The sequence below is a fragment of the Nocardia mikamii NBRC 108933 genome (assembly GCF_001613505.1).
Classification (GTDB): domain Bacteria; phylum Actinomycetota; class Actinomycetes; order Mycobacteriales; family Mycobacteriaceae; genus Nocardia; species Nocardia mikamii.
This window is the reverse complement of the sequence record NZ_BDCM01000012.1, coordinates 248221-269346: the sequence shown is the minus strand read 5'-3', so window position 1 is coordinate 269346 and position 21126 is coordinate 248221. Positions and strand designations below refer to the sequence as shown.

At 68.3% G+C, this 21126-nt stretch carries 20 protein-coding genes; 17 read left to right on the top strand and 3 right to left on the bottom strand.

Going from position 1 to position 21126, the window contains the following annotated elements:
• Positions 1-3: 3 nt before the first annotated feature.
• The 9 genes from NMI01S_RS16175 (at position 4) to NMI01S_RS16130 (ending at position 11260) form a co-directional block, all read left to right on the top strand.
• Positions 4-1410, top strand: a complete 1407-nt coding sequence (locus NMI01S_RS16175) for a condensation domain-containing protein (protein WP_062998043.1) — start codon at positions 4-6, stop codon at positions 1408-1410.
• A 15-nt stretch (positions 1411-1425) separates the two neighbouring features.
• Positions 1426-2127, top strand: a complete 702-nt coding sequence (locus tag NMI01S_RS16170) for a hypothetical protein (RefSeq protein ID WP_245716887.1) — start codon at positions 1426-1428, stop codon at positions 2125-2127.
• The gene (locus NMI01S_RS16165; RefSeq protein WP_084513008.1) at positions 2124-3650 is read left to right on the top strand and encodes an MFS transporter; all 1527 of its coding nucleotides are present in this window, start codon (positions 2124-2126) and stop codon (positions 3648-3650) included. The genes NMI01S_RS16170 and NMI01S_RS16165 overlap by 4 nt, the downstream gene beginning before the upstream one ends.
• A gap of 109 nt (positions 3651-3759) precedes the next feature.
• A complete protein-coding gene (locus tag NMI01S_RS16160; RefSeq protein WP_062998040.1) occupies positions 3760-4704 on the top strand; it encodes an ADP-ribosylglycohydrolase family protein in 945 nt (314 codons plus the stop codon).
• A gap of 1198 nt (positions 4705-5902) precedes the next feature.
• Positions 5903-7246 carry a lipase family protein gene (locus NMI01S_RS16150; protein ID WP_245716885.1) on the top strand — a complete coding sequence of 448 codons (1344 nt, stop codon included), beginning with the start codon at positions 5903-5905 and terminating at the stop codon, positions 7244-7246.
• 189 nt (positions 7247-7435) lie between these two features.
• Positions 7436-8620: an NAD(P)/FAD-dependent oxidoreductase gene (locus tag NMI01S_RS16145; RefSeq protein WP_062998034.1), complete on the top strand. Its 1185-nt coding sequence runs from the start codon at positions 7436-7438 to the stop codon at positions 8618-8620.
• 187 nt (positions 8621-8807) lie between these two features.
• Entirely contained in the window at positions 8808-9632 is an 825-nt protein-coding gene (locus tag NMI01S_RS16140) for a DUF1684 domain-containing protein (protein WP_062998033.1), read from the top strand.
• Positions 9629-10651 (top strand): LLM class flavin-dependent oxidoreductase, encoded by a 1023-nt coding sequence (locus tag NMI01S_RS16135; RefSeq protein WP_062998031.1) that lies wholly within the window; start codon positions 9629-9631, stop codon positions 10649-10651. Before NMI01S_RS16140 ends, NMI01S_RS16135 begins: the two co-directional genes overlap by 4 nt.
• 198 nt (positions 10652-10849) lie before the next feature.
• On the top strand, positions 10850-11260 hold the full coding sequence (locus NMI01S_RS16130; RefSeq protein WP_157126205.1) for a hypothetical protein: 411 nt from the start codon (positions 10850-10852) through the stop codon (positions 11258-11260).
• Here the strand turns inward: NMI01S_RS16130 and NMI01S_RS16125 are convergent.
• Both NMI01S_RS16125 and NMI01S_RS16120 read right to left on the bottom strand, forming a co-directional pair.
• Positions 11247-11858: an MATE family efflux transporter gene (locus NMI01S_RS16125; protein ID WP_167669910.1), complete on the bottom strand. Its 612-nt coding sequence runs from the start codon at positions 11856-11858 to the stop codon at positions 11247-11249. The genes NMI01S_RS16130 and NMI01S_RS16125 overlap by 14 nt on opposite strands.
• Before the next feature lie 86 nt (positions 11859-11944).
• Entirely contained in the window at positions 11945-12562 is a 618-nt protein-coding gene (locus NMI01S_RS16120; protein ID WP_084513006.1) for an MATE family efflux transporter, read from the bottom strand.
• 240 nt (positions 12563-12802) lie between these two features.
• Here NMI01S_RS16120 and NMI01S_RS16115 point away from each other — a divergent pair, with 240 nt between their 5' ends.
• Entirely contained in the window at positions 12803-13231 is a 429-nt protein-coding gene (locus tag NMI01S_RS16115) for a GtrA family protein (protein WP_084513041.1), read from the top strand.
• A gap of 192 nt (positions 13232-13423) precedes the next feature.
• Here NMI01S_RS16115 and mug read toward each other — a convergent pair whose 3' ends face one another.
• Complete coding sequence (gene mug, locus NMI01S_RS16110) at positions 13424-13987, bottom strand: G/U mismatch-specific DNA glycosylase (RefSeq protein WP_062998024.1); 564 nt, start codon at positions 13985-13987, stop codon at positions 13424-13426.
• Here mug and NMI01S_RS16105 point away from each other — a divergent pair.
• The 7 genes from NMI01S_RS16105 to NMI01S_RS16075 all read left to right on the top strand — a co-directional run bounded on the left by NMI01S_RS16105 (position 13981) and on the right by NMI01S_RS16075 (position 21123).
• Entirely contained in the window at positions 13981-14874 is an 894-nt protein-coding gene (locus NMI01S_RS16105) for an alpha/beta hydrolase fold domain-containing protein (protein ID WP_439956264.1), read from the top strand. The two genes, mug and NMI01S_RS16105, sit on opposite strands and share 7 nt — an antisense overlap.
• 161 nt (positions 14875-15035) lie before the next feature.
• On the top strand, positions 15036-16382 hold the full coding sequence (locus tag NMI01S_RS16100) for a family 1 glycosylhydrolase (protein ID WP_062998020.1): 1347 nt from the start codon (positions 15036-15038) through the stop codon (positions 16380-16382).
• 99 nt (positions 16383-16481) lie between these two features.
• A complete protein-coding gene (locus NMI01S_RS16095) occupies positions 16482-17321 on the top strand; it encodes an SAM-dependent methyltransferase (RefSeq protein WP_218021025.1) in 840 nt (279 codons plus the stop codon).
• A gap of 92 nt (positions 17322-17413) precedes the next feature.
• Complete coding sequence (locus tag NMI01S_RS16090; RefSeq protein WP_062998018.1) at positions 17414-17983, top strand: dihydrofolate reductase family protein; 570 nt, start codon at positions 17414-17416, stop codon at positions 17981-17983.
• A 14-nt stretch (positions 17984-17997) separates the two neighbouring features.
• Positions 17998-18354, top strand: coding sequence for a YciI family protein (locus NMI01S_RS16085; protein ID WP_062998679.1), 357 nt, complete (start codon positions 17998-18000; stop codon positions 18352-18354).
• Positions 18355-18358: 4 nt separating this feature from the next.
• Positions 18359-19657 carry an RNA polymerase sigma factor gene (locus NMI01S_RS16080; RefSeq protein WP_062998016.1) on the top strand — a complete coding sequence of 433 codons (1299 nt, stop codon included), beginning with the start codon at positions 18359-18361 and terminating at the stop codon, positions 19655-19657.
• Positions 19658-19914: 257 nt separating this feature from the next.
• A complete protein-coding gene (locus tag NMI01S_RS16075) occupies positions 19915-21123 on the top strand; it encodes a Cmx/CmrA family chloramphenicol efflux MFS transporter (RefSeq protein ID WP_062998677.1) in 1209 nt (402 codons plus the stop codon).
• Positions 21124-21126 lie beyond the last annotated feature (3 nt).

Below are 21126 nucleotides of genomic sequence, written 5' to 3'. Positions count from 1 at the left end.
ACCGTGGTCGATTTCGGACTCATCGACGAATGGTCACCGCCGCCGGGGCGGATGGTCACCTGGGTCGCGTCACCGGAAGCGGTGGCGCGGGCCCGGACCGCCCCGGTGCATCCGGCGCCGCCGTCGCTACAACAGGAACAGTATCTGCGCCAAGCGGATCGGCACGCCGCCGCCGACTTCCGGTTCTCCGGACTGTGCCTGGCCACCGCGCAGATCCCGACCGGTGGCCTGGACCGGGAGGCGATGACGCGGATCGTCAACACCTTCCTGTTGCGTCACGACACCTTCCGGACCTGGTTCGACATCGGCGCCGACGGCACCGTGCGACGGCATCTGGTGCCCGAGGACGTCGTGGACTTCATTCCGATCGATTACGGGTGGATCGACGATCCGGCCGCGATCCGCCGGCACGTCGAGAAGACGACTCCCGATCCGTTCCAGTGGGATTGCTTCACCTTCGGCGCCATCGAACACGGTGACGCGACCACGGTCTACCTCGCCGTCGACCACCTGCACACCGACGGTCTCGGGCAGTACCTGTCGGCGTCCGATTTCGCTCAGCTGTATCTGTCCGAACTGAGCGGTGAGGCCGAACCGCTGCCACCGGCGGCCAGCTATCTGGACTACTGCCTCACCGAGCGCGGCTACAGCGATATGCTGACGCTGTCCTCGCCGGGTGTACAGAAGTGGTTACAGTTGTTGCGCGGCAACGACAATCGGCTGCCGTCGTTTCCGCTGGACCTCGGCAAGCGCTCCGACGGCTACCACCGCAGCGCCCACCGCACCGTCACCCTGCTCGACGAACACCAGGCGCTGGCCTTCGAAGAGATCTGCCGGGCCAACGACGCGGAATTCGTGGGCGGAGTCTTCGCGGCCGCGGCTTTGGCGGAACGCGATCTCACCGATTCCGACTACTACTTCGGAATGACGCCGGTGAGTACCAGAACCTCTGCGGCGGAGGGCAATTCGGTCGGCTGGTACGTGACATTGGTGCCGGTGGCCTTCCCGCTGGGCCCCGGCACCCCCGTCACCCGCACCCTGAAACTGGCCCAGCGCGCCTACGAGAACGGGCTGCGCCTGGCGCCCACCTCGTTCCATCGGGTGCTGGAACTACTGCCCGCCGACTCGGAGATCAAGGCCGAACCCGGCTGGGTCACACCGATGATTTCGTTCATCGATGCCCGCGACTTCCTCGGCCACGAATTCTTCGACGAGGTGACGGCCGGCGTCTACGCCAACCGCGCCGCGTCGGAGGAGGCCCTGATCTGGGTCAACCGGCTGCCGTCGGCGACGACGCTGAGCGTCATCTACCCCGACACCGCGGCCGCCCACGACTCGGTCGAGCGCTACATCGCGGCGATGCGGACGGTTTTCGCGTCGATCATCCATCGCGGCGCGGAAACGAACTGAACTACAGGAGGTTTCGTGGTGTCGCAAGGCCCCGTGCCCATGCTCTTTCGCGACCCCGGCATACCCGACGGTGAAAAATGCCGGTACACGGTCGGAACCGACGGCCGCAGTTCGGGTTTCGAACTGACCAGCGTCGTCACCCACGAGAACGGCGGCTACCGGACGCTGCTCGAGGCGTCCAGCGGCGACGGGGAACTGGAACTGACCATCGACCAGCGTTTCGGCCGGGTCGACGGATTCCTGCGCGCCGAGGACTACCGCGCCGAAACCCGCTCTCGCGGTGTGGTCGTCTCCCGCGAGGAAGCGCATTTCATCGACACCGTCCACCTCCCGATCGGCGGCGCACCCGTCCCGTTCCCCACCGACATCATGCCGATCGTCGGCGGCATGACCCTGCTGCGCGGCCTCGACCTCACCGAGGGGGCGATGCAGTCGATCGATACGTGGCTGGCCTTCTCGGTGCATTGGCCCCTGGTCGCCCGCGTGGACAAACGCACGGTCGTGACAGTCGGAGCGGGCGAGATCGAATGCCGCCAGGTGCGCCTGCGACCAGGCTTCGGCCAGGTGAACATGTTGCTGGACAAGATGATCGGCGGATTGCTGCCCCCGTTCGTGGCGCATATCGAGGTGGAACCACCACATCGTCTGGTGCGCTTGAGTTTTCCGACCGAACTGGCGCTGTCCGCGCCGCGCAGCGTGATCGAGTTGGCCGGATGACGGGTGGAACCGGCAGCGAACACGCCGTGCGTGACGATGGGGCAGTGGTCGAGGGGCGCGTGGTCATCGGTGAGTCACCCCTGATCGCAGACCAGGCACGTGGGGGGAAGCCGGAAGGCGTTGGCCCGGTCGGCGAATCGTCCCCCTCCGAATTGGCGGCATGGCTGGCCTTCGCCGGTTGCCTGATCGCGGTGTTCATGCAGATGATCGATGTGACGATCGTGAATACGGCCCTGCCGAAGATGACCTCTGACCTCGGCGCCTCCCGTTCGGCGGAACTGCTCGTGATCTCGGGCTATTCGCTGGCTTTTGCCTGCACGCTGCTCAGCGCCGCCCGCCTCGGCGCCGTTGCCGGCCGCCGCGCCATGTTCCTGACGTCGGTGGTCGCGTTCACCGCCGCCTCGGTGTGGTGCGGAGTGTGCACGGGTGCAATCGAATTGGTAGCGGCCCGGATAGTTCAAGGCGCGGCGGGCGCGGGCATGGCAGCCCAAACCATCGCCATCCTGATCGCCAGCTTCCCTCGCGAACGCCACTCCCTGGTCTTCGCGATGTACGGCGGCGTCGCCGGTTTCGCGGGCATGCTCGGGCCCATCCTCGGCGGCGCCCTGCTGACCCTCGACATCGGCGGCTGGGGTTGGCGCACGGTCTTTCTGATCAACCTTCCCATCGGCATGGTCGCCTTCACCCTCGCCTGGCGCTACCTGCGCATAGGCCGTCCGCCGTCACCGGACCGCCTCGACCTGGGCGGCGCGGCGCTGTCCGGAGTCGGCCTGCTCCTGGTCGTCTACGCCCTGGCTCTGGTCCAGCAACACGGCTGGCAAGCCCAGCCGATCGCCCTCGGCCTGGCCGGAGTGGTGGTGTGCGCCCTGTTCGTGGCCCATCAGATCAGGCGCTCCTCCCGCGGAGCCGGCCCTTTGATGCGCCTGGACCTATTCTCCGACAAGGGGTTCCGCATCGGCTCCATCCTGGTCTGCCTGTTCTTCGGTCTGTTCACCGCGTTCGTCTTCGCCGCCTCCATCACCATGCAGGACATCCTCGGCTACACGCCCTGGCACACAGCGATCGTCATGACGCTGTTCGCACTGGGCGCCGGCGCCGGAGCGATCGCCTCCCTGTTCCTGGTCCGCCGGTGGGGAATCCTGGTCCTGGCCGCGGGCGTAACCCTCTACGGTGGCTGCATGGGCGGCGGCGCCATCTACCTCCACCTGACCAGTGGCATCGCCAACCCCCTCATCGCCGCCCCCGCCGTCTGCGCAGCCGGTTTCGGAGTGGGAATCTTCGCGGTCCAAATACAGCCGATCATGCTGTCGGGCCTGAACGCCGACCACATGTCGGAGACGTCCGGTGTGGTCCCGACCATCGAACAGATCGGCAACGCACTGGGTTTGGCGGTTCTGACCACCCTGTTCTTCCGCTCCCGCACCCTCGACGGCGCGCTGACCATGATGCTGGCTTTGGCCGTGGTGTCGTTCGGATTGGGTGCATTGACGTTGGCCTTGCCGCGAGCGCGGAACACGAACTGAGATTCCCGGCGTGCGTGCCGGGGCCATCCGGTATCCGGCCGGCACACCGTGATGTCGGCTCGAACCGAGTCTTGCGGTGGTTGGCTTTTGTTGGCACGCTTGTTCGCGCATGCCGAACTCCGATACCGCATATGACAGCCTCATGGGCTTGTCCGTGGGCGATGCGCTGGGTGCGCAGTTCTTCGTTCCCGGACGGTCCGTATCCGATCTTCACGCCGGGCGAGCGCCCGTGCCTCCGTGGCAGTGGACCGACGACACCGAGATGGCCTGTTCGGTGTACACGGAGATCCTCGACCGCGGCCGGATCGACCGCGATGCGCTCGCGGCCGTGTTCGCCGAACGATGTGAGCCCTACCGTGGTTACGGGCCGGGCACAGTCGTTGTGCTGCACGAGATTCGCGACGGCATGCCCTGGGCCGACGCGGCAGGCGCGGTGTTCGGCGGGAACGGGTCGTGGGGGAACGGCGCCGCGATGCGGGTCGCTCCGCTCGGGGCCTATTTCGCCGGAGATCCGGACCGGGCGGCGGCGCAGGCGGCGCGCTCCGCCGAGATCACCCACCGTCATCCGGAGGCGATCGTCGGCGCCATGGCGGTCGCCGTCGCGGCCGGCCATGCCGCATCGGTACGTGGAAAAGACTGTGCGCCCGGCGAATTGCTGGATGCGGTGGAACCGTACCTGGTCGACGGGCGCACCGCGGACGGTATCCGTCGAGCCCGGGAATTGATCGGCCGATCCGTGGCCGAAGCGGCCTACGAACTCGGCAACGGCGCCCGGGTCAGCGCGCAGGATACGGTGCCGTTCACCCTGTGGGCGGCCGCGACCTTCCTCGGCGACTATCCGGCTGCGGTCACCGCCTGCGTCGAGGCGGGCGGGGACGCGGACACCACAGCTGCGATCGTCGGCGGAATCGTGGCCGCGTACACCGGAGTCGGCTCCCGAGGTTCGATACGCGGAATACCTGAGGAGTGGCTGTCGGCGCGTGAACCACTGCCCGCGTGGGCGCTGGAGCGACACCGCCCCGGTGAACTTCCATCATCCGGAGGCGGGCGCTAGCGTTCCGCCCCGACTTGAGACATGGTGGTCCGGCTGCCGCTGTCACACCGCGCGTTGTGCGAATGAGCTCCCGTCGATGCCGCGTGGCGGCGTTGTCTCGGTCCGCCAGGGCAGGAGGGCCGAGCCGCCGAGGAGGGCGGCAGCCGCGCAACCGATCGCCACCCGTGGGCTCGTCGCGCCCGCTATGAGACCACCCAGGGCGATGAACACGGGCTGGACGCTCTTCGAGCTGATCGACCATGCGGTGCGGACGCGGCTCATGTGATCGTCGGTGGTGCAGTCGCGATTCGCCGGGCACGAACCGACGTCGCTACATCTCGAACACCGGCAACGGCGGAATGCCGCGCACCGGCATGGGTGAGATGCCGCGGGAGGCGGTTCCGACGGCGAGGTTGCCGCAGCAGAGGCTGGTGCCGGGTACAGGCCGCTCGAGGACACGAGGTGGTGTGCCGTCGCAGATCCCCCGAAGTGTGCTGGTCCGGGGGTATCTTTCGGAAGTTGGTGCGGTGTCGGCCGCTGCCGACGTGCGCCCCTTGTGTGCCGGATTTGCCGGGACTGTTCCACTTCTGCACGACCTTCGGTTCGAGTACAACTCTGACAGGGCGGGTGTGTTGTCGTGAAATGTCTGCGGAGCGTCGCGGTTACGCTGGCGATCGGGTGCGCAGTGGTGTGGGGGCCGGCCGCCGCGCTCGCCGACCCGCCGTCGCCTACCCCGGCACCGTCCACTACCGGCCCGACAGCTCCGTCGGCATCGAGCCCGGGCGAGCCGTCCACCCCTGAGCGAGCTGTTCCTTCAGCGCTCAGTCCAGGCGAGCCGCCCGGACCCGATAGTGCCGCGCCTTCCGCCTCGGCCCCGGCCGCGCCGTCAACCTCCGACCGGCCCGCGCAGTCCGCGACGAGCCCTGCTGCGCCGGCGGCCGCTGATAGTGCCGTGCCGTCCGGGGCCGTTCCGGCTGCACCGCCAACTATCGATCGGCCTGTGCCGTCCGGGGCCGGTCCTGCGTCGCCGTCGGCCGCTGATTCTGCTGTGCCGTCCGGGGCCGGTCCGGCTGCGCCGTCGACCTCCGATCGATCTGAGCCGTCGGCGGCCGATCCGGGCACTGCGGCATCCGAGCCGAAACCTCCGGTCGCCCAACACGATCCAGGTCCTTCGGCATTTCAGAAATGGCTCGACGACACCATTCCCGCGCCGACGTCGGTGCTGCCCGGAATCGGGTCTGCTGCCGCCGATCCGGGCGGGTCGTCGGATCCGCAGGCGCTGTGGAAGGCGATTCAATCCAGTCCGACGGGGGATCCGTTCTTCGACGAGGCACCGGCGGATCTCGCGCATTACGCACCCGGCGACGTCATCGAATCGCGGGATGTCAGCTGGCCGGGGGTGCCGATGGTTTTCCTGACGGTGCTCACGCCGGTTCAGCGGGCGATACAGGTGAAATTCCGGACTACGAACTCCTCCGGTGCGCCCTCCTTCGGGACCGCGACGCTGCTGTTGCCCTTCGGCCGGTGGACCGGACCGGGAAGCCGGCCGGTGCTGCTGAACGCGCCGCCGATCAACGCGCTCAACCGGCGCTGCACTCCCGGCTACGTGTTCTCCCACGGATTCGACATCACGACCGGCGGCACCGGCAACGATTTCGTCCCGTCACCCACGATGTGGGCGGCGAGCCGGAACTACGCGGTGGTGATCCCCGACCACGAGGGGCCCTTGATGGCCTATGCCGAGCCGACCGTGGCCGGCCACATCATGCTCGACACCGTGCGGGCGGTACGCCATCTGATGCCGGAGGAGTTCGGCGAGAGCCGTTTCGCGATGACCGGCTATTCCGGCGGTGCCATCGCCAGCTATGCCGCCGCGATGCTCGCGCACGAATACGCTCCGGAACTGACTCCCCACCTGGCCGGGGCCGCGATGGGCGGCCTGCCCGTCGACTACGAATCCTTCGCGAAGACCTTCGACGGCACCTACGCCTCGGGACTGATGCTGACCGTGACGCTCGCGCTGGCCCGCGAACATCCCGAAATCCTCAGCCGCATGAATCATCTGGCGCAATGGGCGGCCATTTCCCCGCTCAAGGATGTGTGCAGTTCGACCATGGCGGACATCGGAGTGTTCGTACCCTATGCGGCCGTGGCGAATATGGCCGACCCACTTCACACCGAGTTCGCCGACACGATGTTCCGGCGATTGAGCCTGAAGGGCCGGAAGGCCGGCATGCCGATCTATGTCTACAACGGCGTGCACGATCCCTGGATGCCGGTCGCGAAGGCCGAGGCGTTCTATGCCGAACAGTGCGCTCTGGGAGTTCCGGCCACGAAGAGCGTCGTGGGCGGGGAACATATCCTCGGCTACTTCGACGGCTTTCTCGGGTCGACGCGGTGGCTGGGCGAACGGTTGTCCGGTGTCCCGGCGCCGAATGCCTGCGAAGTGGCGCCACGCGCGGCGCCCAGCGATGTTCCCGAGGCCGAGAAACCCTCCGCGGCACCGGCACGTGCAGTAACGGCACCGCCGAGCCGAGCCTCGGGTCCGAGTCCGGATCGCTGACGTCCGTCAGCGGCCGGCCCGGGTCGCAGCGGCCCGCCTGGGTTGGTTGTGAACCGGCGGGGTTCCGGCGAATCGGCGATCAGCCGGCCACGACCCGATCCGGGTTTTCGTGATCCACCTCACGCGCTGTCACAGCTGCGGGGGATGCGGCGTCTTATGCCCGACCCCCTCAGCAAACGGAGGAAGACAATGAAGAACAACGAAGTCCTCGTAGTCGGTGGCGGATACGCCGGGGTGATGGCGGCCAACCGCCTCACGCGGCGTGACGACGTGCGGGTGACGGTGATCAACCCCCGCCGGGTCTTCGTTCCGCGGCTGCGGTTGCACCAGCTGGTGGGCGCGACACACGAGGCGGTCGTCGATTACCCGGATGTCCTGGCCGAGAAGGTGCGGCTGGTCGTCGACAGCGTGACGCGGATCGACGCGGCGAAACACACGGTGCAGCTGGCCGGCGGCGACAGCATCGGCTACGACTATCTGATCTACGCGGTGGGCAGTGGCATCCCCGCGCCGCAGGTGCCCGGGGCGGCCGAATTCGCCTATCCGATAGCGACGTTGGAGGCTGCGCAGCGGCTGCGCGCGGTCCTTTTCGATACGCCCTCGTCGGCCGCGGTGACGGTGATCGGCGGCGGGCCGACCGGGATCGAGACCGCCGCCGAGCTGGCCGGACAAGGGCGCGCGGTCACCCTGGTGTGCGGCAGCGTTCTCGGTCCGTATCTGCATCCCAAGGCGCGGCGCACGGCACACAAATATCTCGCGAAACTCGGAGTGAAGGTCGTCGAAGGATCTGATGCGACCGTCACCGCGATCGCGCGAGACGCTGTGGTACTCCGCGACGGCCGGACCCTGGCCAGTGCCGTGACGATCTGGGCGGCGGGCTTCGGCGTACCGGAGCTGGCCGGTCGCAGCGGACTGAGCGTTGATGCCGCCGGGCGGCTGCTCACCGACGAGACACTGACCAGCGTCGACGACGAACGCATCGTCGCGGCGGGTGATTCGTCGGCACCCTCGGATCTGCCGTTCCGCATGAGCGCCTACACGGCGTACTGCCTGGGCGCGCACGCCGCCGACACCGTCCTGCACCGCATCGCGGGCGAACAGCCCTCGGCGATCGACCTCGCCTTCCCCGCCATGTGCCTCAGCTTCGGCCGGGACGCCGGGATCTATCAGCTCGGTCACAAGGACGAGACCGCCATGCGGCTGTACTTCGGCGGGTTCGCGGGTAAGAAGCTCAAGGAGTTCGCGTGCGAGGCGGGGATCAAGCATCTGGCGACCGAGGCCCGCAAACCGGGCTCGCACCACTGGTTCTCCGACGGCAAGCACCGCCCGGCGCAGCTGCGGGCCCGGCAGGACGACACTGTTCCGGTTGCCTAGGGTAGAGGTAGTTTCGCGCGATTTCGCCGAGGTTTGCACGAACAGTTCAGCCGATTCCCACGCTCGTACCCGGTTACCGGCCGCGCACACGACCATCTCCGGTCCCGGTCGCCGACCGGCACTCGAATTGTGTTCGGGCTGAGCGGAAGCCTGTGCGCGGGTCGAGGCATCCGCTTACATCGAAACCATGGCAACACCGGCACCGTCGCCCACCGACGCGGACACTTTCACCGCCGAGTGGCAGGAATGGCATCGGCGGCAGGAAGCGCACCTGTCCGACCGGCACGGCTTTCTCGCCATCACGAGTCTGCACTGGCTCACCGAGAACCCGCAGCGCTTCGATGATGCCCCCGGTGCTTGGTCGACCGGGGCCGACGGCGTGGTGGTCGTGCTCGACGAGGACGAAGAGTTGGTCGTCGACGGCGAGCCGGTGCGTGGCCGCTACGGGTTCGGCGTCATCCCGGAGCGCGGTGGGGTGAACGCCGTCTGGGCAGACGCGGTGATCGAGGTCGCCAAGCGAGGTGGCCACGACATCGTGCGCCCTCGGCACCCGAACACCCCGCTGCGCACCTCTTTTCGCGGCACTCCGGCGTTCGTACCGGACCCGGAGTGGGCGGTCACAGGACGGTATGTGGCCTTCGAGGAGCCGCGGCCGACGACGGTCGGCGCTGCGGTGGAAGGACTCGAGCACGTCTACGATGCGCCGGGGCAGGTCGAATTCGAGATCGACGGTAAGCCGTTGCGCCTCACCGCTTTTCCCGGCAAGAACCCCGGCGATCTATCGGTGTTGTTCACCGACGCCACGTCCGGAGTCACCACCTACGCCGCGAATCGGGTGCTGCAGGTGCCGGCGCCGGATGCCGACGGAACGGTGGTGCTCGACTTCAACCGTGCGGTGAATCTGCCGTGCGCGTACACCGATCTGGCGACCTGCCCGCTGCCGCCGGCGGAGAACCGGCTGCCGATCGCGGTCGAGGCGGGGGAGAAGATTCCCTACGAGCGTCAGGGATGAGCGCGCCGCGGATCGGTTCGCTGGCGTTTCTGACCCCGGGCAATTATCTCGACGACGATCCGTACACCGGCCTCGAGGACACGCTGCAACTGTTCGAATACGGCGAGCGACTGGGGTTCGACGGCGCATGGATCCGGCAGCGGCATCTCGAGCACGGAGTCGGTTCGGCAGCGGTCTTCCTGGCCGCGGCCGCCCAGCGTACGAGCCGAGTGGAGTTGGGCGCGGCGGTGATTCCGATCGGGTACGAGAGCCCGTTCCGGCTGGCCGAGGACTTGTCATTGGCCGACGTGCTGTCCGAGGGACGTTTGCAGCCGGGTTTCAGCGCGGGGACGCCACCGCACGCCGATCTGATCGGTGATCTGGTCTTCGACGGCGACTGGCGCAGCTTCGACCTGTCCTACGGCCGGGTGGCCCGGCTGATCGACAACCTGCGCGGCCGCTACCTGGGCGACGCCGACACGGTCATCCACTCGCCGGGGAACACCCAGCGCCCTCGGCTGCAGCCGCACAGCCCCGGCCTGGCCGACCGCGTCTGGTACGGAGGTGGGAGTACCCGCTCGGTGCGCTGGGCGGCGGAGAACGGACTGAATCTGCTGAGCGGGAATATCGTATTCGGTGACCGCAGTGACGATTTCGTGACCGCCCAGCTCGGACTCATCGAGGACTACCGCGAGCGCATCGATCCGTCGCGACCGGCGCGCGTCGCGATAGGCCGGGTGATCGTCCCGTTCGACAGCGCCGACCGCGCGACCCGGGCGCGGTACCGCGCCTATGCCGCCGGCCGCCACGAACGCACCCTCGGCCCGCAGGGTGAGCGGCGGGTGCTGTTCGCCCCGGACGTCGTCGGCACCGCCGAGCAGATTCTGGAACAGCTGCGGGCCGATCCGGTCCTCGCGCAGACCGGCGAACTGCGTCTGGAGCTGCCCTACGAGTTCCATCGCGCGGACTACGAGCAGATCCTGCACGACACGGTGGAGCTGATCGCTCCGCAGCTGGGGTGGAAACCCGCGCTCGCCTAGGTCGGCGCGAGCTCGCTGTGGCCGAGCGCGGCGTCGCGCATCCACCGATCAGGCCGCGAGTTTGAACTCGTGCTTCCGGGTATCCACACCATTGCTCGATAACGGTGTCGCCGCGTCCGCTGATCCGCGTTGCGACACCCGGTGTTCCACCCCTATTCGGTATCACCGTTCGTACTACGAGCCAGGAGGACGAGATCGATGATGACCGGCCGGAACTACCGAAGCTCAGCTCTTGTCGTCACCGCCCTGGCAGGGATGGGGCTGGCCGCTGTATCGACGGCCGCTCCAGCGCTCGCCGCCAACACCATCGACATCAAAGGGGTAGGGCCGGCCAATGTCGGGGTCGACTACTCCTGTGATGCCAATTCCGGCACGTCCGCGGTCAAGGTCATGGTGGGCGATCCCAACGCCGACGCACCGTCCGCGATGGGTACCCAACCGCAGGTCACGTGCAACGGGCAAACGCAGAGCACCGTTGTCGAGCTGACCGGGCCCGACGGGTCGCCCGCCCAATTGCAGCAGGGCCAGACCGTGCAGGTCCGGGTGGCGTTGGTGGATCCTCAGGACACCGTGGTCTCCGGAAAGGCCAACGTGTTCAAGCTGGGGTAACGGCGGCGCGAGCTCGCCAACACCGGCGGGTGGCCGCGGCGCGCGCGGTCCAGCCCGCCACGATCCCGAGATAGACACCCGGCAGCCCCCAGTGCAGCACCGCGACCGCGAGCCACACCGTGGGCAGGGTGACGCAGACGACCGAGAACACGGACGCGGACATGACCGCTTTCGTGTTCCCGGCCGCGCGCAGCTGGGCGGCGTAGACCATGCCGATCGACATGACCGGCGCCAGCACGGGCAACGACCACACCACCCCGCGCCCGGTCGCGCTCACCGCGGCGTCACCGGTGAAGAGCCGGAACACCACCGGTGACAGCGCGGTGAGCAGCAGCGCGACCGCGCCCGAGGTGCCGACCATCAGCACCGCGCCGGCCCGCACGACAGCGCGGCGCTCGCGATCGTCGCCGGCGCCGAGGCACTGGCCCGCCAGAACCGCCACCGCCACACCGATTCCGAACACGAGCATCCACACCAGCGATACCGCCAGGCTCATCACCCGGTGCGCGGCCAGGCTCACCGTCCCCGCTCGCGCCACCACTGCCGCGATCACGGCGTCACTGCCGTAGCCGACGACTCCGAATACGACATCCGGCACCGCGAGCCCGGTTACTGCGTGCCATACCGTGCGGTCCGCGCGAACCCGGATGGTTGCGAGGCCGAGGGCCCGGCGAACGCGTGGGATCAGGGCGACCGTGCCTGCCGCGACGGCGGTGGTCGAACCGACCGCGGACCCGCCGGCCCCCACCCCGCGACGAAGATCAGGATCCACGACACCATCACGTTCAGTACGGCCACCGCCACCGCGACCCGGGCGCCGGATCGCGTGTCACCGATGCCGGCGAGTACACCACGCAGATGAGCCGTGACGGCCGTGAACGGCAACCCGCACAACAGAATCCACAACATGACCGTCGCTTCACGCCGATCCGGGCCCGTCGGCGCGGTCACCGCCACGATCACGGGTGCGGCCGCCGCCGCGGCCACCGCGACCGTCACACCGACCGCGGCGGCGCCCGAAAGCCCGGTCGATGCCACGGTCCGAACCGCGTCGACGTCCCCGCCGCCGTGCCGGCGGGCGACCAGTATCTGGGTGGCCGACCCCCACGGCACCACCAGCGCGGTACAGCAGATCCATACCGGCAGGACCAGTGTGGCGACGCCGAGCGCTCCGAGCGAGTGGTGTCCCAGCAGCGCGGTATCGGTCACGCCCAGCACCAGCGTCGTCGCGGAGGTGAGAACGACGGGCGCCGCCAGTCCGCTCACCTGACGAAGTCGCGCGAGCCGCGCTTGCCTCCCCATGGAGGGACTCTAATAGTGCTCCCGCCCAAGCTCTTCCAATGGTGCGAAAAACTCCAGTTACACGCGTCGGAGCCCGTGTAAGGACCGTGTCAGCGCTGCGTCAGTCCGGTGACAGTGGCGTGGAAGAGAGTTCTTTCCATGAACAGCGGAGCACTCGCCACGGTCGGAGCCCGGAATGCCGTGTGGGACACGACGCTCGCCGGTCGTTTCGATCCGGCTCTCGGTATCGGACTCCCGCCGATGCTGCGCTCGCAGTGGTTCGACCGCGCCCGGCGGTATCTGCGCAGTGATCACGCCTTCGCCCAGTTGATCCGTTTCGCGCTGGTCGGTGGGGCGAGCAATATCGCCTACGCGCTGCTGTTCGTGGTCATGAGCGGGGTCGGACCGCTCGTCGCGAATATCGTGGGCTCGCTGGTCAGTACGGCGATCGCGAACGAGCTGCACCGCCGGCTCACCTTCCGGGCGGCCGGGCGCATCGGCTGGTTCACCGCGCAATGGGAAGGCGGCGGCCTCGCGTTCCTCGGTGTGGTGATCAGCACGGCCGCGCTCGCGGGTCTCCGTTTCTGGGCGCCCGGCCTCGGCGACCTCGCTCAGGCGATCGCCGTCCTCACCGTCACGGGCGCGGTCGGCGGTCTGCGGTTCCTGGCTCTGCGTGGATTCGTCTTCTGAGCAGATTCCCGAATTCCCTTGTGGCTGCGGATACGCGAGTTCGCCGTACCGCCCACCATAATCGAGACCGGAGAACGCGAAAAGCACTGCAGTAGACCGTCTTTCTACACCTCGTCGTCCGCACCGCACCGGCCCGGCCGCCCGGATGGGCACGGGTCGTTCGGATCGGATGACAGCGGTCTTCGTCGGCCGTCAGCCGGGTTCCGTCGCTTCCCGCAGTATGCGGAATTCGGCGGCCAGGGCGTCGAGGGTGTAGTGGGCGTTGAGGCCGCTCGGGTTGGGTAGCACCCAGATTTCGGTGGCGCCGAGGGTTTCGGCCTGGCGTCCGACGGTGGTGCGCGGCCGGCCGAAGGCGGTGCGGTAGGCGCCCAGACCGAGGACGGCAAGGACACGGGGTCGGTAGTGCCGGACTCGCTCGGCTAGCGCCCGGCCGCCGTCGCGCAATTCCGCCGCGGTCAGCTCGTCGGCCTTCGCCGTCGTTCGCGCGGCGACGTTGGTGATGCCGAGCCCGAGGGCGAGCAGTTCCTTCTGCTCATCGGGACGGAACAGGCGGGGAGTGAAGCCGGACCGGAACAGCGCGGGCCAGAAGCGGTTTCCGGGCCGCGCGAAATGGTGGCCGGTCGCGCCCGACCACAGGCCCGGATTGATCCCGCAGAACAGCACCCGCAGATCGGGTGCCACCAGATCGGGAATGGTCCGGTCCTTCGCGGCGGCCAGATCCGCCGGGGTGGGGCGGTACGCGGCGGAATGTGCCATCCGCCCAGTCTGCCGGACCGGGCGCCGCGCCCGCCCACCGTGGGGTCGTCACCGGCGCGCAGTGCCCGCAGGTCGGCCGGTGGGTCCGGGCGAGGCAGGCCGCGTCCCGGCCGCCGTCGGGTCCCCGGGCCGTCCAGCAGATGGCCGAAGCCGGCGGTCGTCGAGTTCCTGTGCGGGTCACCGTTCCCCGGGAGACCGAGATGCGGGGCGTCTATCTCGATATTCACGCGGGCGGGTTCTATATCGGTTCGGCGGCCAGTGGTGATGCGCGCAATGCGGTGCTGGCCGACGCTCTCGCAGTGGCGGTGGTGAGCGTCGACTATCGACTGGCACCCGAGGATCCTTGGCCCGCGGCACCCGACGATTGCGAAACCGCGGCGGTGTGGCTGGTGGAGTGTGCGCAATCGTTGTTCGGCACATCGGCATTCGTCGTGGGCGGGGCATCGGCGGGAGCCACCCTGGCCCTGACCACCCTGCCGCGTCTGCGAGATCGAGGCCTGGCCGATCGGTTCGCCGGCGCCGTCCTGCAGTACGGCGCCTACGACCTGAGCGGGCGATCTCCCGGTGGCCGGCTGTACGCCGACGAGTACTTCATCGAGGCCTACGCCGGGCACGTCGCGGACCGCACCGACCCCGACATCTCTCCCCTCTACGGCAACCTCGCCGACCTACCGCCGGCCCTGCTGGTGGTAGGGCAACGCGACATCCTCCTCGAAGACAATCTGGCGCTGGCCGCCCGACTCGCCGTGGCGGGAAACGATGTCGACGTCCGCGTCTATCCCGAATCCACCCACGCCTTCACCTTCCGCCCGACCGGCATGGCCACCGCCGCTCTCCGGGAGATCGACATGTGGGTCGCGGACCGACTGCGGGAGAAAACGATCTGACCAGCGCAGAGCCGGGCGGCTGTCCGTCGTCCGGTGCGATGCGACCCGTCGGAGGCTGCGATGCTCGCGGGTCGCTGGTGCCGCGACGGATCCCATTGCGACGGTGACGTAGTGGTGACCGATCACCAGCGAGGAGCGGGTCCATTCGTTACCCTGGCTTGATGCGATCCCGGTTTCTGCGCAATGTCTCGGCCGTGTTCGTCGCTGTTGCGTCGGTGTTGCTGAGCGGCACTCCGGCCCTGGCCGGCCCACCGATGCGGGCCGCGGGGCTCGCTTCGCTGGACTCCGGATTCCTCTGGGGTGTGGCGAGTTCGGGCTTCCAGTCCGAAGGCCGAACGCCCGACAGCAACTGGACTCGTTACATCGCGCACAACCCCGGGTACGAACCACTGCGGGATTCGGTCGACTTCGCCGATCGCTACGACTCCGACATCCGGCTGGCCGCCGATATGGGAATGCGGGTGTTCCGGGTCGGGATCGAGTGGGCGCGGCTGCAACCCGAGCCCGGGAAGTGGGACGAGAACGCGTTCCGCTTCTACGATTCGGTGGTCGACAGCATCGTGCGCGCCGGGATGCGGCCGATGATCACCCTCGATCACTGGGTGTATCCGGGCTGGGAGGCAGACCGGGGCGGCTGGCGCAATCCGGGCATGGTGGGCGATTGGCTGGCCGACATGCGTGCCGTCGTGGACCGCTATTCCTCGCGGAACCCGTTGTGGGTCACAGTGAACGAACCTGTCGCCTACATCCAGAACGAGGTTCGCGAGGCCGGCGCCGACGCCAGTACCATGCTGACCGGGGTCGTCGACGTGCACAACGCCAGCTACGACTACATCCATCAGAAGCAGCCCGGAGCTCAGGTCACCGCCAACGTCGGATACGTCGCGGGCGCGGAGGATCAGGTCAACGGTGAGTTGATGGACCGGATCGGCGCCCGCCTCGACTACGTGGGCGTCGACTACTACTTCGGATTCGACCCGGCGCAGTCGCTGTACAGTGCGATCGGCCGGGCCACCGGCTCGTCGCTGCCGAATCTGCCCGGCCCGCGCATCTGGGACATGCCGCTGCGCACCGAGGGCATCTACTACGCGTTGCAGCACTATTCGCGCCGGTTCCCCGGTAAGCCGCTGTATATCGTCGAGAACGGGATGCCCACCGAGAACGGTCTGCCCCGCGGCGACGGCTACACCCGCAGCGATCACCTCCGCGACACCGTCTACTGGCTGCAGCGCGCCAAGGCCGACGGTATGAACGTGATGGGCTACAACTACTGGAGCCTCACCGACAACTACGAATGGGGCAGCTACACACCGCGTTTCGGCCTCTACACCGTCGACGTCCGCACCGATCCGTCGCTCACCCGTCGCCCCACCGACGCCGTCGGCACCTACGCGCAGATCGTCGCCGCCGGTGGCGTCCCCGGCGGCTACCGTCCCACCCGCGCCCCGGCCCTGTGTATCTTCGTCGACCCGCCGGCCAGCTGCCTCAGCCCGGTCGCGGGGCCGTAGGCGCTCCCGGAGCCATCCAGCTGCCTTCGACGCCGTGGTGTGCGCGCGGCGTGCAGTGGTTAACTCCTCTGCGACAACACAAGTGGAGAGGAGCGGGTCGTGGCCGACGACGGCGGTGTGGTGGATCTCGGACAGGACCGGGCGCACAGTGCCCGCATCTACGACTACTACCTCGGTGGACGTGACAATTACGAGGCCGATCGGGTGGCGGCGGCAGCGATCGAGCAGGCGATTCCGTCGGTGCGGACGGTGGCACGAGGTAATCGGTCGTTCATGGTGCGCGCGGTCCGGCATCTGAGTGCCGACCTCGGCGTCCGTCAGTTTCTCGACATCGGCACCGGAATCCCGACCGAGCCGAACCTGCATCAGGTCGCACAGGAGGCGGCACCCGATGCGCGGGTGGTGTACGTCGACAACGATCCGATCGTGCTGGCCCACGCGCGGGCACTGCTGACCGGGACTCCGGAGGGTGTCACCCGATACGTCGAGGCGGATGTACACGATCCGGCCAGGATTCTGTCCGCGCCCGAAGTGGAAGCGACACTGGACTTTTCGAAGCCGGTGGCGCTGAGTCTGATAGCGCTGTGTCACTTCGTACCGGGAGACGGGGTGTACGACATCATCGATACCCTGCTGGCGCCGCTGGCCCCCGGATCGTTTCTGGTGATGACACACCTGAGCCCCGACTTCGATCCGGCCATGGTCGAGGGCACGGTCGCGGCCTATCGCCAGAGCGGGATCGAGATGGAAGCTCGTTCCTACGCCGGCGTCGCGCGATTCTTCCGGGATATGGACCTGATCGAGCCCGGCATCGTGGCGATCGACGATTGGCACGCCGGAGGGGTGACCCCGGACTTGCCCGAGGGTGTCAGCGCTCTGGACACCGCCGCGTCAGCGCCCCCGGCCGCCGGGTACGCCGCGGTGGGCCGCAAGCGGTGAAACTTTTTTTCGGGTGATGTCGATTCCGGGGGTGCCCCGTTCGAGGGGTAGGTGAGGGGCTGAGAGGCAGCCCACCCTGGAAGGACAGAACCATGCGCACACTGGTGGCTTTCGAACACATGACCCTGGACGGTTATGCCTCCTCCGGACAAGATCTGGGATTCGAGTTCACGTTCCGCGCCTACGACGACGAACTGCAGGCCTACGCCGAGCACATCCAGGCCGACTTCGACACCGCGATCTATGGCCGCGAAACCTACCTGGGGATGTTCGGGCACTGGTCGCAGCAGCCGAACGCCGAAAGTTCCCCGGGTGAGCGCCGGCACGCCGAATGGGTCAACGCCGTGGACAAGATCGTCTGTTCCACCACGCTGGAGTCCGCGGAGTGGAACAACACCCGGCTGATCAGCAGCGACGTCGCCGCGCAGATCGAGGCGCTGAAGCGCGAGGAGGGCGGCGTGATCGCGATCTACGCCAGTCCGAAGCTGGTGCATTCGTTCATCGATATGGGTCTCGTCGACGAGTTCCGCATCGTCGTCCATCCGGTCACGCTCGGCTCGGGCATCCCGGTGTTTCACGACAAGGCGAAACTGGATCTCGACCTGCTGGAGTCGAAGGCATTCGGTTCGGGCGCGGTGTATCTCCGCTACCAAGTGCGATGAGGAAGGATGCGGATATGCGTTATCTGATGCTGATCCGTCTCGATCCCGCGGCCGCGTCGGTGCAGGGTCCCGACCCCGCCATGGCCGAGGAGATGGGCACATTGCTCGAGGAGATGACCAAGGCCGGCGTGCTGCTCGACACGGCGGGACTGCGACCGGTCGACGAGGGCGTGCGGGTTCGCCAGACCGGCGGCAAACAGACCCTGCTCGACGGCCCGTTCAGCGAGTCCAAGGAGGTCATCGGCGGATACTGCCTGCTGCAGACCCGCTCGCAGGACGAGGCGACGGAATGGGGTGCGCGATTTCTGCGGCTGCACGGGCCGGAATGGGATATCGAACTGGAGATTCGCCAGCTCGACGACCAGGCTTGACGCTATGTCGTTACCCGAGGTGAGTGGCCGTCCGCACGCAGGTGCCGACGGCCGCTCACCGGCGGCTCGGGCCGTGGAGGCGGCCTGGCGCATCGAATGGCCGAAACTGGTGGCCGGACTCACCCGGCTGGTCGGTGATATCGCCACCGCCGAAGAGTTCGCACAGGACGCGCACCTGGCCGCCCTGGAACAGTGGCCGCGCGACGGGATTCCGCCGAATCCGGGCGGCTGGCTGATGCTCACCGCGAAACACCGTGCCATCGACCGGATCCGCCGCGACGCCACCTTCGCCCGGAAACTGCCGATGCTCGGGCACGACCTGCTCACCGAACACACCGGCGCGCAACCGGAGACGGACGATATCGAGGACGACCTGCTGCGCATGGTGTTCACCGCCTGCCATCCGGTGTTGTCGCAGCCCGCTCGGGTGGCGTTGACGCTGCGCATGGTCGGCGGCCTCACGACCGACGAGATCGCGCGCGCGTATCTCGTGCCGGAAACCACGGTGGCCCAACGGATCGTGCGCGCCAAACGGGCCATCGCCGAGAAGAAGGTGCCCTACGAGGTTCCGTCGGGCCCGCAGCTGGCCGAGCGACTGGAGTCCGTGCTGGAGGTCGTCTACCTGATCTTCAACGAGGGGTATGCGGCCACCTCCGGCGAGAACTGGGTGCGCGCCGAACTGTGCGACGACGCACTGCGTTTGGCGCGAATCCTAGCCGGGCTGATGCCCCGGGAACCGGAAGTGTTCGGCCTCGCGGCCCTGCTGGAATTGCAGGCCTCCCGCACCGGCGCACGCAGCGACGCGACGAAACAGCTTGTCCTGCTTCCCGATCAGGACCGCAGCCGCTGGGATCAACTGTCCATCCGCCGCGGCTTCGCCGCCCTCGGCCGGGCGCACAACCTGGCCGTGCGTCGCGGTGTTCCGCCCGGTCGCTACGCCCTGCAAGGGGCCATCGCCGCCGCGCACGCCATGGCCGCCACCTCGGACGACACCGATTGGCGACGTATCGCCGGCCTGTATGCCGTTCTCGCCGAACGCTTTCCGTCGCCGGTCGTCGAGGTGAACCGCGCCGTCGCGGTGGCCATGGTGCACGGCCCGGCCGCGGGCCTCGATCTCGTCGACGCGGTGGCCGCGACCGGCGCGCTCGATTCCTATCACCTGCTACACGCCGTTCGCGCGCACTTCCTCACGCAGCTGGACCGCCCGGCCGACGCTCGCGCCGCCTACCTGCGCGCCGCCGATCTCACCGCCAACGCTGCCGAACAAGCGTTGTTGCGCGACCGTGCGGCCCGGCTGGACTGAGCCGAGTGTGTCCGGGCCCCTGCGGCTTTCGGAGGCGCGGTCTTCCCCGCCGATACGCGTTGTTAGGGTGGGGGTGTGAGTTCTCCGGAGGCATCCGAACGGTAGCCGCTCGGCCTGTGGGCCGGGCGGCGTTGTGAGTGGGGTTCCCGCCGATCGCTGAGCGACCGGTGTGGTTGGCGTATCTCGCAGCGCCCGATGAGGCCGGTTTCCTTCCCTGGGCGCCGTATGCGGCGCCCTGTCTCCTGGAGTACATACTCATGCCCCTTGTGGTTGTCGTGCTGGCTGTCGCGGTTTTCGCGCAGGGCACATCGGAGTTCATGGTGTCGGGACTGCTGCGGCAGATCGCCGACGATCTCGGCGTCTCGCTCGGCGCCGCCGGTCTGCTGACCTCGCTGTTCGCGGCGGGAATGGTGGTGGGAGCGCCGACGATGGCGATGGCGGCGGGCCGTGTGCCGGTTCGGTATTCGGCCACGGCGTTTCTCGGGGTGTTTTGTGTCGCTCACGTGATCGGCGCTACCACAACCGGTTTCGCGCCGTTGCTGGCGACGCGGGGTGTCGCGGCGATCGCCGATGCCGGATTCCTCGCGGTCGTGCTGGCCGCCCTTCCGCGGCTGGTCGGTCCGGCGATGATCGGACGCGCGACCGCCGTGGTGGTCTCCGGGGTGACGGTGGCCTGTATCGCCGGGGTACCCGCGGGCACCGTGCTGGGTCAGGTGTGGGGCTGGCGTTCGGCGTTCTGGGCTGTCGCCGTCCTCAGCGTGGTGGCGCTCGTGCCGGTGTGGACGATGCTGGGCCGGCGGGTACGGGACGGCGATGTGCCGAGTGGGCCCGCCCCGTCGATGCGGCGCGAATGGTCGGTGCTGAAGCAGTGGCCGGTCCTGATCGCCGTCGTGGCCGCACTCCTGGTCAACGGCGCGACGTTCGCCGCATTCACCTATCTGGGCACCATCACCACCGCCGTCGCCGGAAATGGGTGGGTTCCCGTGGTGCTGGCCCTCTTCGGTGCCGGTTCGTTTCTCGGCGTGACCGTCACCGGTCGTTACAGTGACCGCCATCAGCGGTGGATCGTCCTCGCCGGAACGGTTCTCCTCGTGGGAATCTGGCTCGCCGCCGCGGTGGCCGCGCACGTGCTGATCGGGGTGGTGGTCATGTCGGTGGTGGCGGGCGCGGTCGCGTTCGGCGTCGGTTCGACGCTGATCGCGACGATCGTGCGGACCGCGACACCGGTTGCTCCCCGCATCGCCGGCGCGCTGGCGACCACGGCGTTGAATATGGGCGCTGTGCTCGGCCCGGCCGCCGCCGGTCCGGTGGTCGACCTCACCGGTCACCCGGCCACCGCGTTGTGGTGCAGCGCCGCCTTCACCACCGCCGCGGTGGGTGTCGTCGTGCTGGGCCGGGGGCGGCCCGCCGCGAGCCGGTCGAGCAGTGGGATCGCCGATCGCCCGGCGGCGCGGCGCGGCCGGTGAGGA

Bases quoted from the DNA above. Each gene is read 5' to 3' on its own strand.
- NMI01S_RS16165 (WP_084513008.1), top strand. From the start codon at position 2,124: ATGACGGGTGGAACCGGCAGCGAACACGCCGTGCGTGACGATGGGGCA.
- NMI01S_RS16080 (WP_062998016.1), top strand. From the start codon at position 18,359: ATGTCGTTACCCGAGGTGAGTGGCCGTCCGCACGCAGGTGCCGACGGC.
- NMI01S_RS16140 (WP_062998033.1), top strand. From the start codon at position 8,808: ATGGCAACACCGGCACCGTCGCCCACCGACGCGGACACTTTCACCGCC.
- NMI01S_RS16115 (WP_084513041.1), top strand. From the start codon at position 12,803: ATGCTGCGCTCGCAGTGGTTCGACCGCGCCCGGCGGTATCTGCGCAGT.
- NMI01S_RS16090 (WP_062998018.1), top strand. From the start codon at position 17,414: ATGCGCACACTGGTGGCTTTCGAACACATGACCCTGGACGGTTATGCC.
- mug (WP_062998024.1), bottom strand. From the start codon at position 13,987: ATGGCACATTCCGCCGCGTACCGCCCCACCCCGGCGGATCTGGCCGCC.
- NMI01S_RS16085 (WP_062998679.1), top strand. From the start codon at position 17,998: ATGCGTTATCTGATGCTGATCCGTCTCGATCCCGCGGCCGCGTCGGTG.
- NMI01S_RS16075 (WP_062998677.1), top strand. From the start codon at position 19,915: ATGCCCCTTGTGGTTGTCGTGCTGGCTGTCGCGGTTTTCGCGCAGGGC.
- NMI01S_RS16100 (WP_062998020.1), top strand. From the start codon at position 15,036: ATGCGATCCCGGTTTCTGCGCAATGTCTCGGCCGTGTTCGTCGCTGTT.
- NMI01S_RS16130 (WP_157126205.1), top strand. From the start codon at position 10,850: ATGATGACCGGCCGGAACTACCGAAGCTCAGCTCTTGTCGTCACCGCC.
- NMI01S_RS16120 (WP_084513006.1), bottom strand. From the start codon at position 12,562: ATGGGGAGGCAAGCGCGGCTCGCGCGACTTCGTCAGGTGAGCGGACTG.
- NMI01S_RS16160 (WP_062998040.1), top strand. From the start codon at position 3,760: ATGCCGAACTCCGATACCGCATATGACAGCCTCATGGGCTTGTCCGTG.
- NMI01S_RS16135 (WP_062998031.1), top strand. From the start codon at position 9,629: ATGAGCGCGCCGCGGATCGGTTCGCTGGCGTTTCTGACCCCGGGCAAT.
- NMI01S_RS16145 (WP_062998034.1), top strand. From the start codon at position 7,436: ATGAAGAACAACGAAGTCCTCGTAGTCGGTGGCGGATACGCCGGGGTG.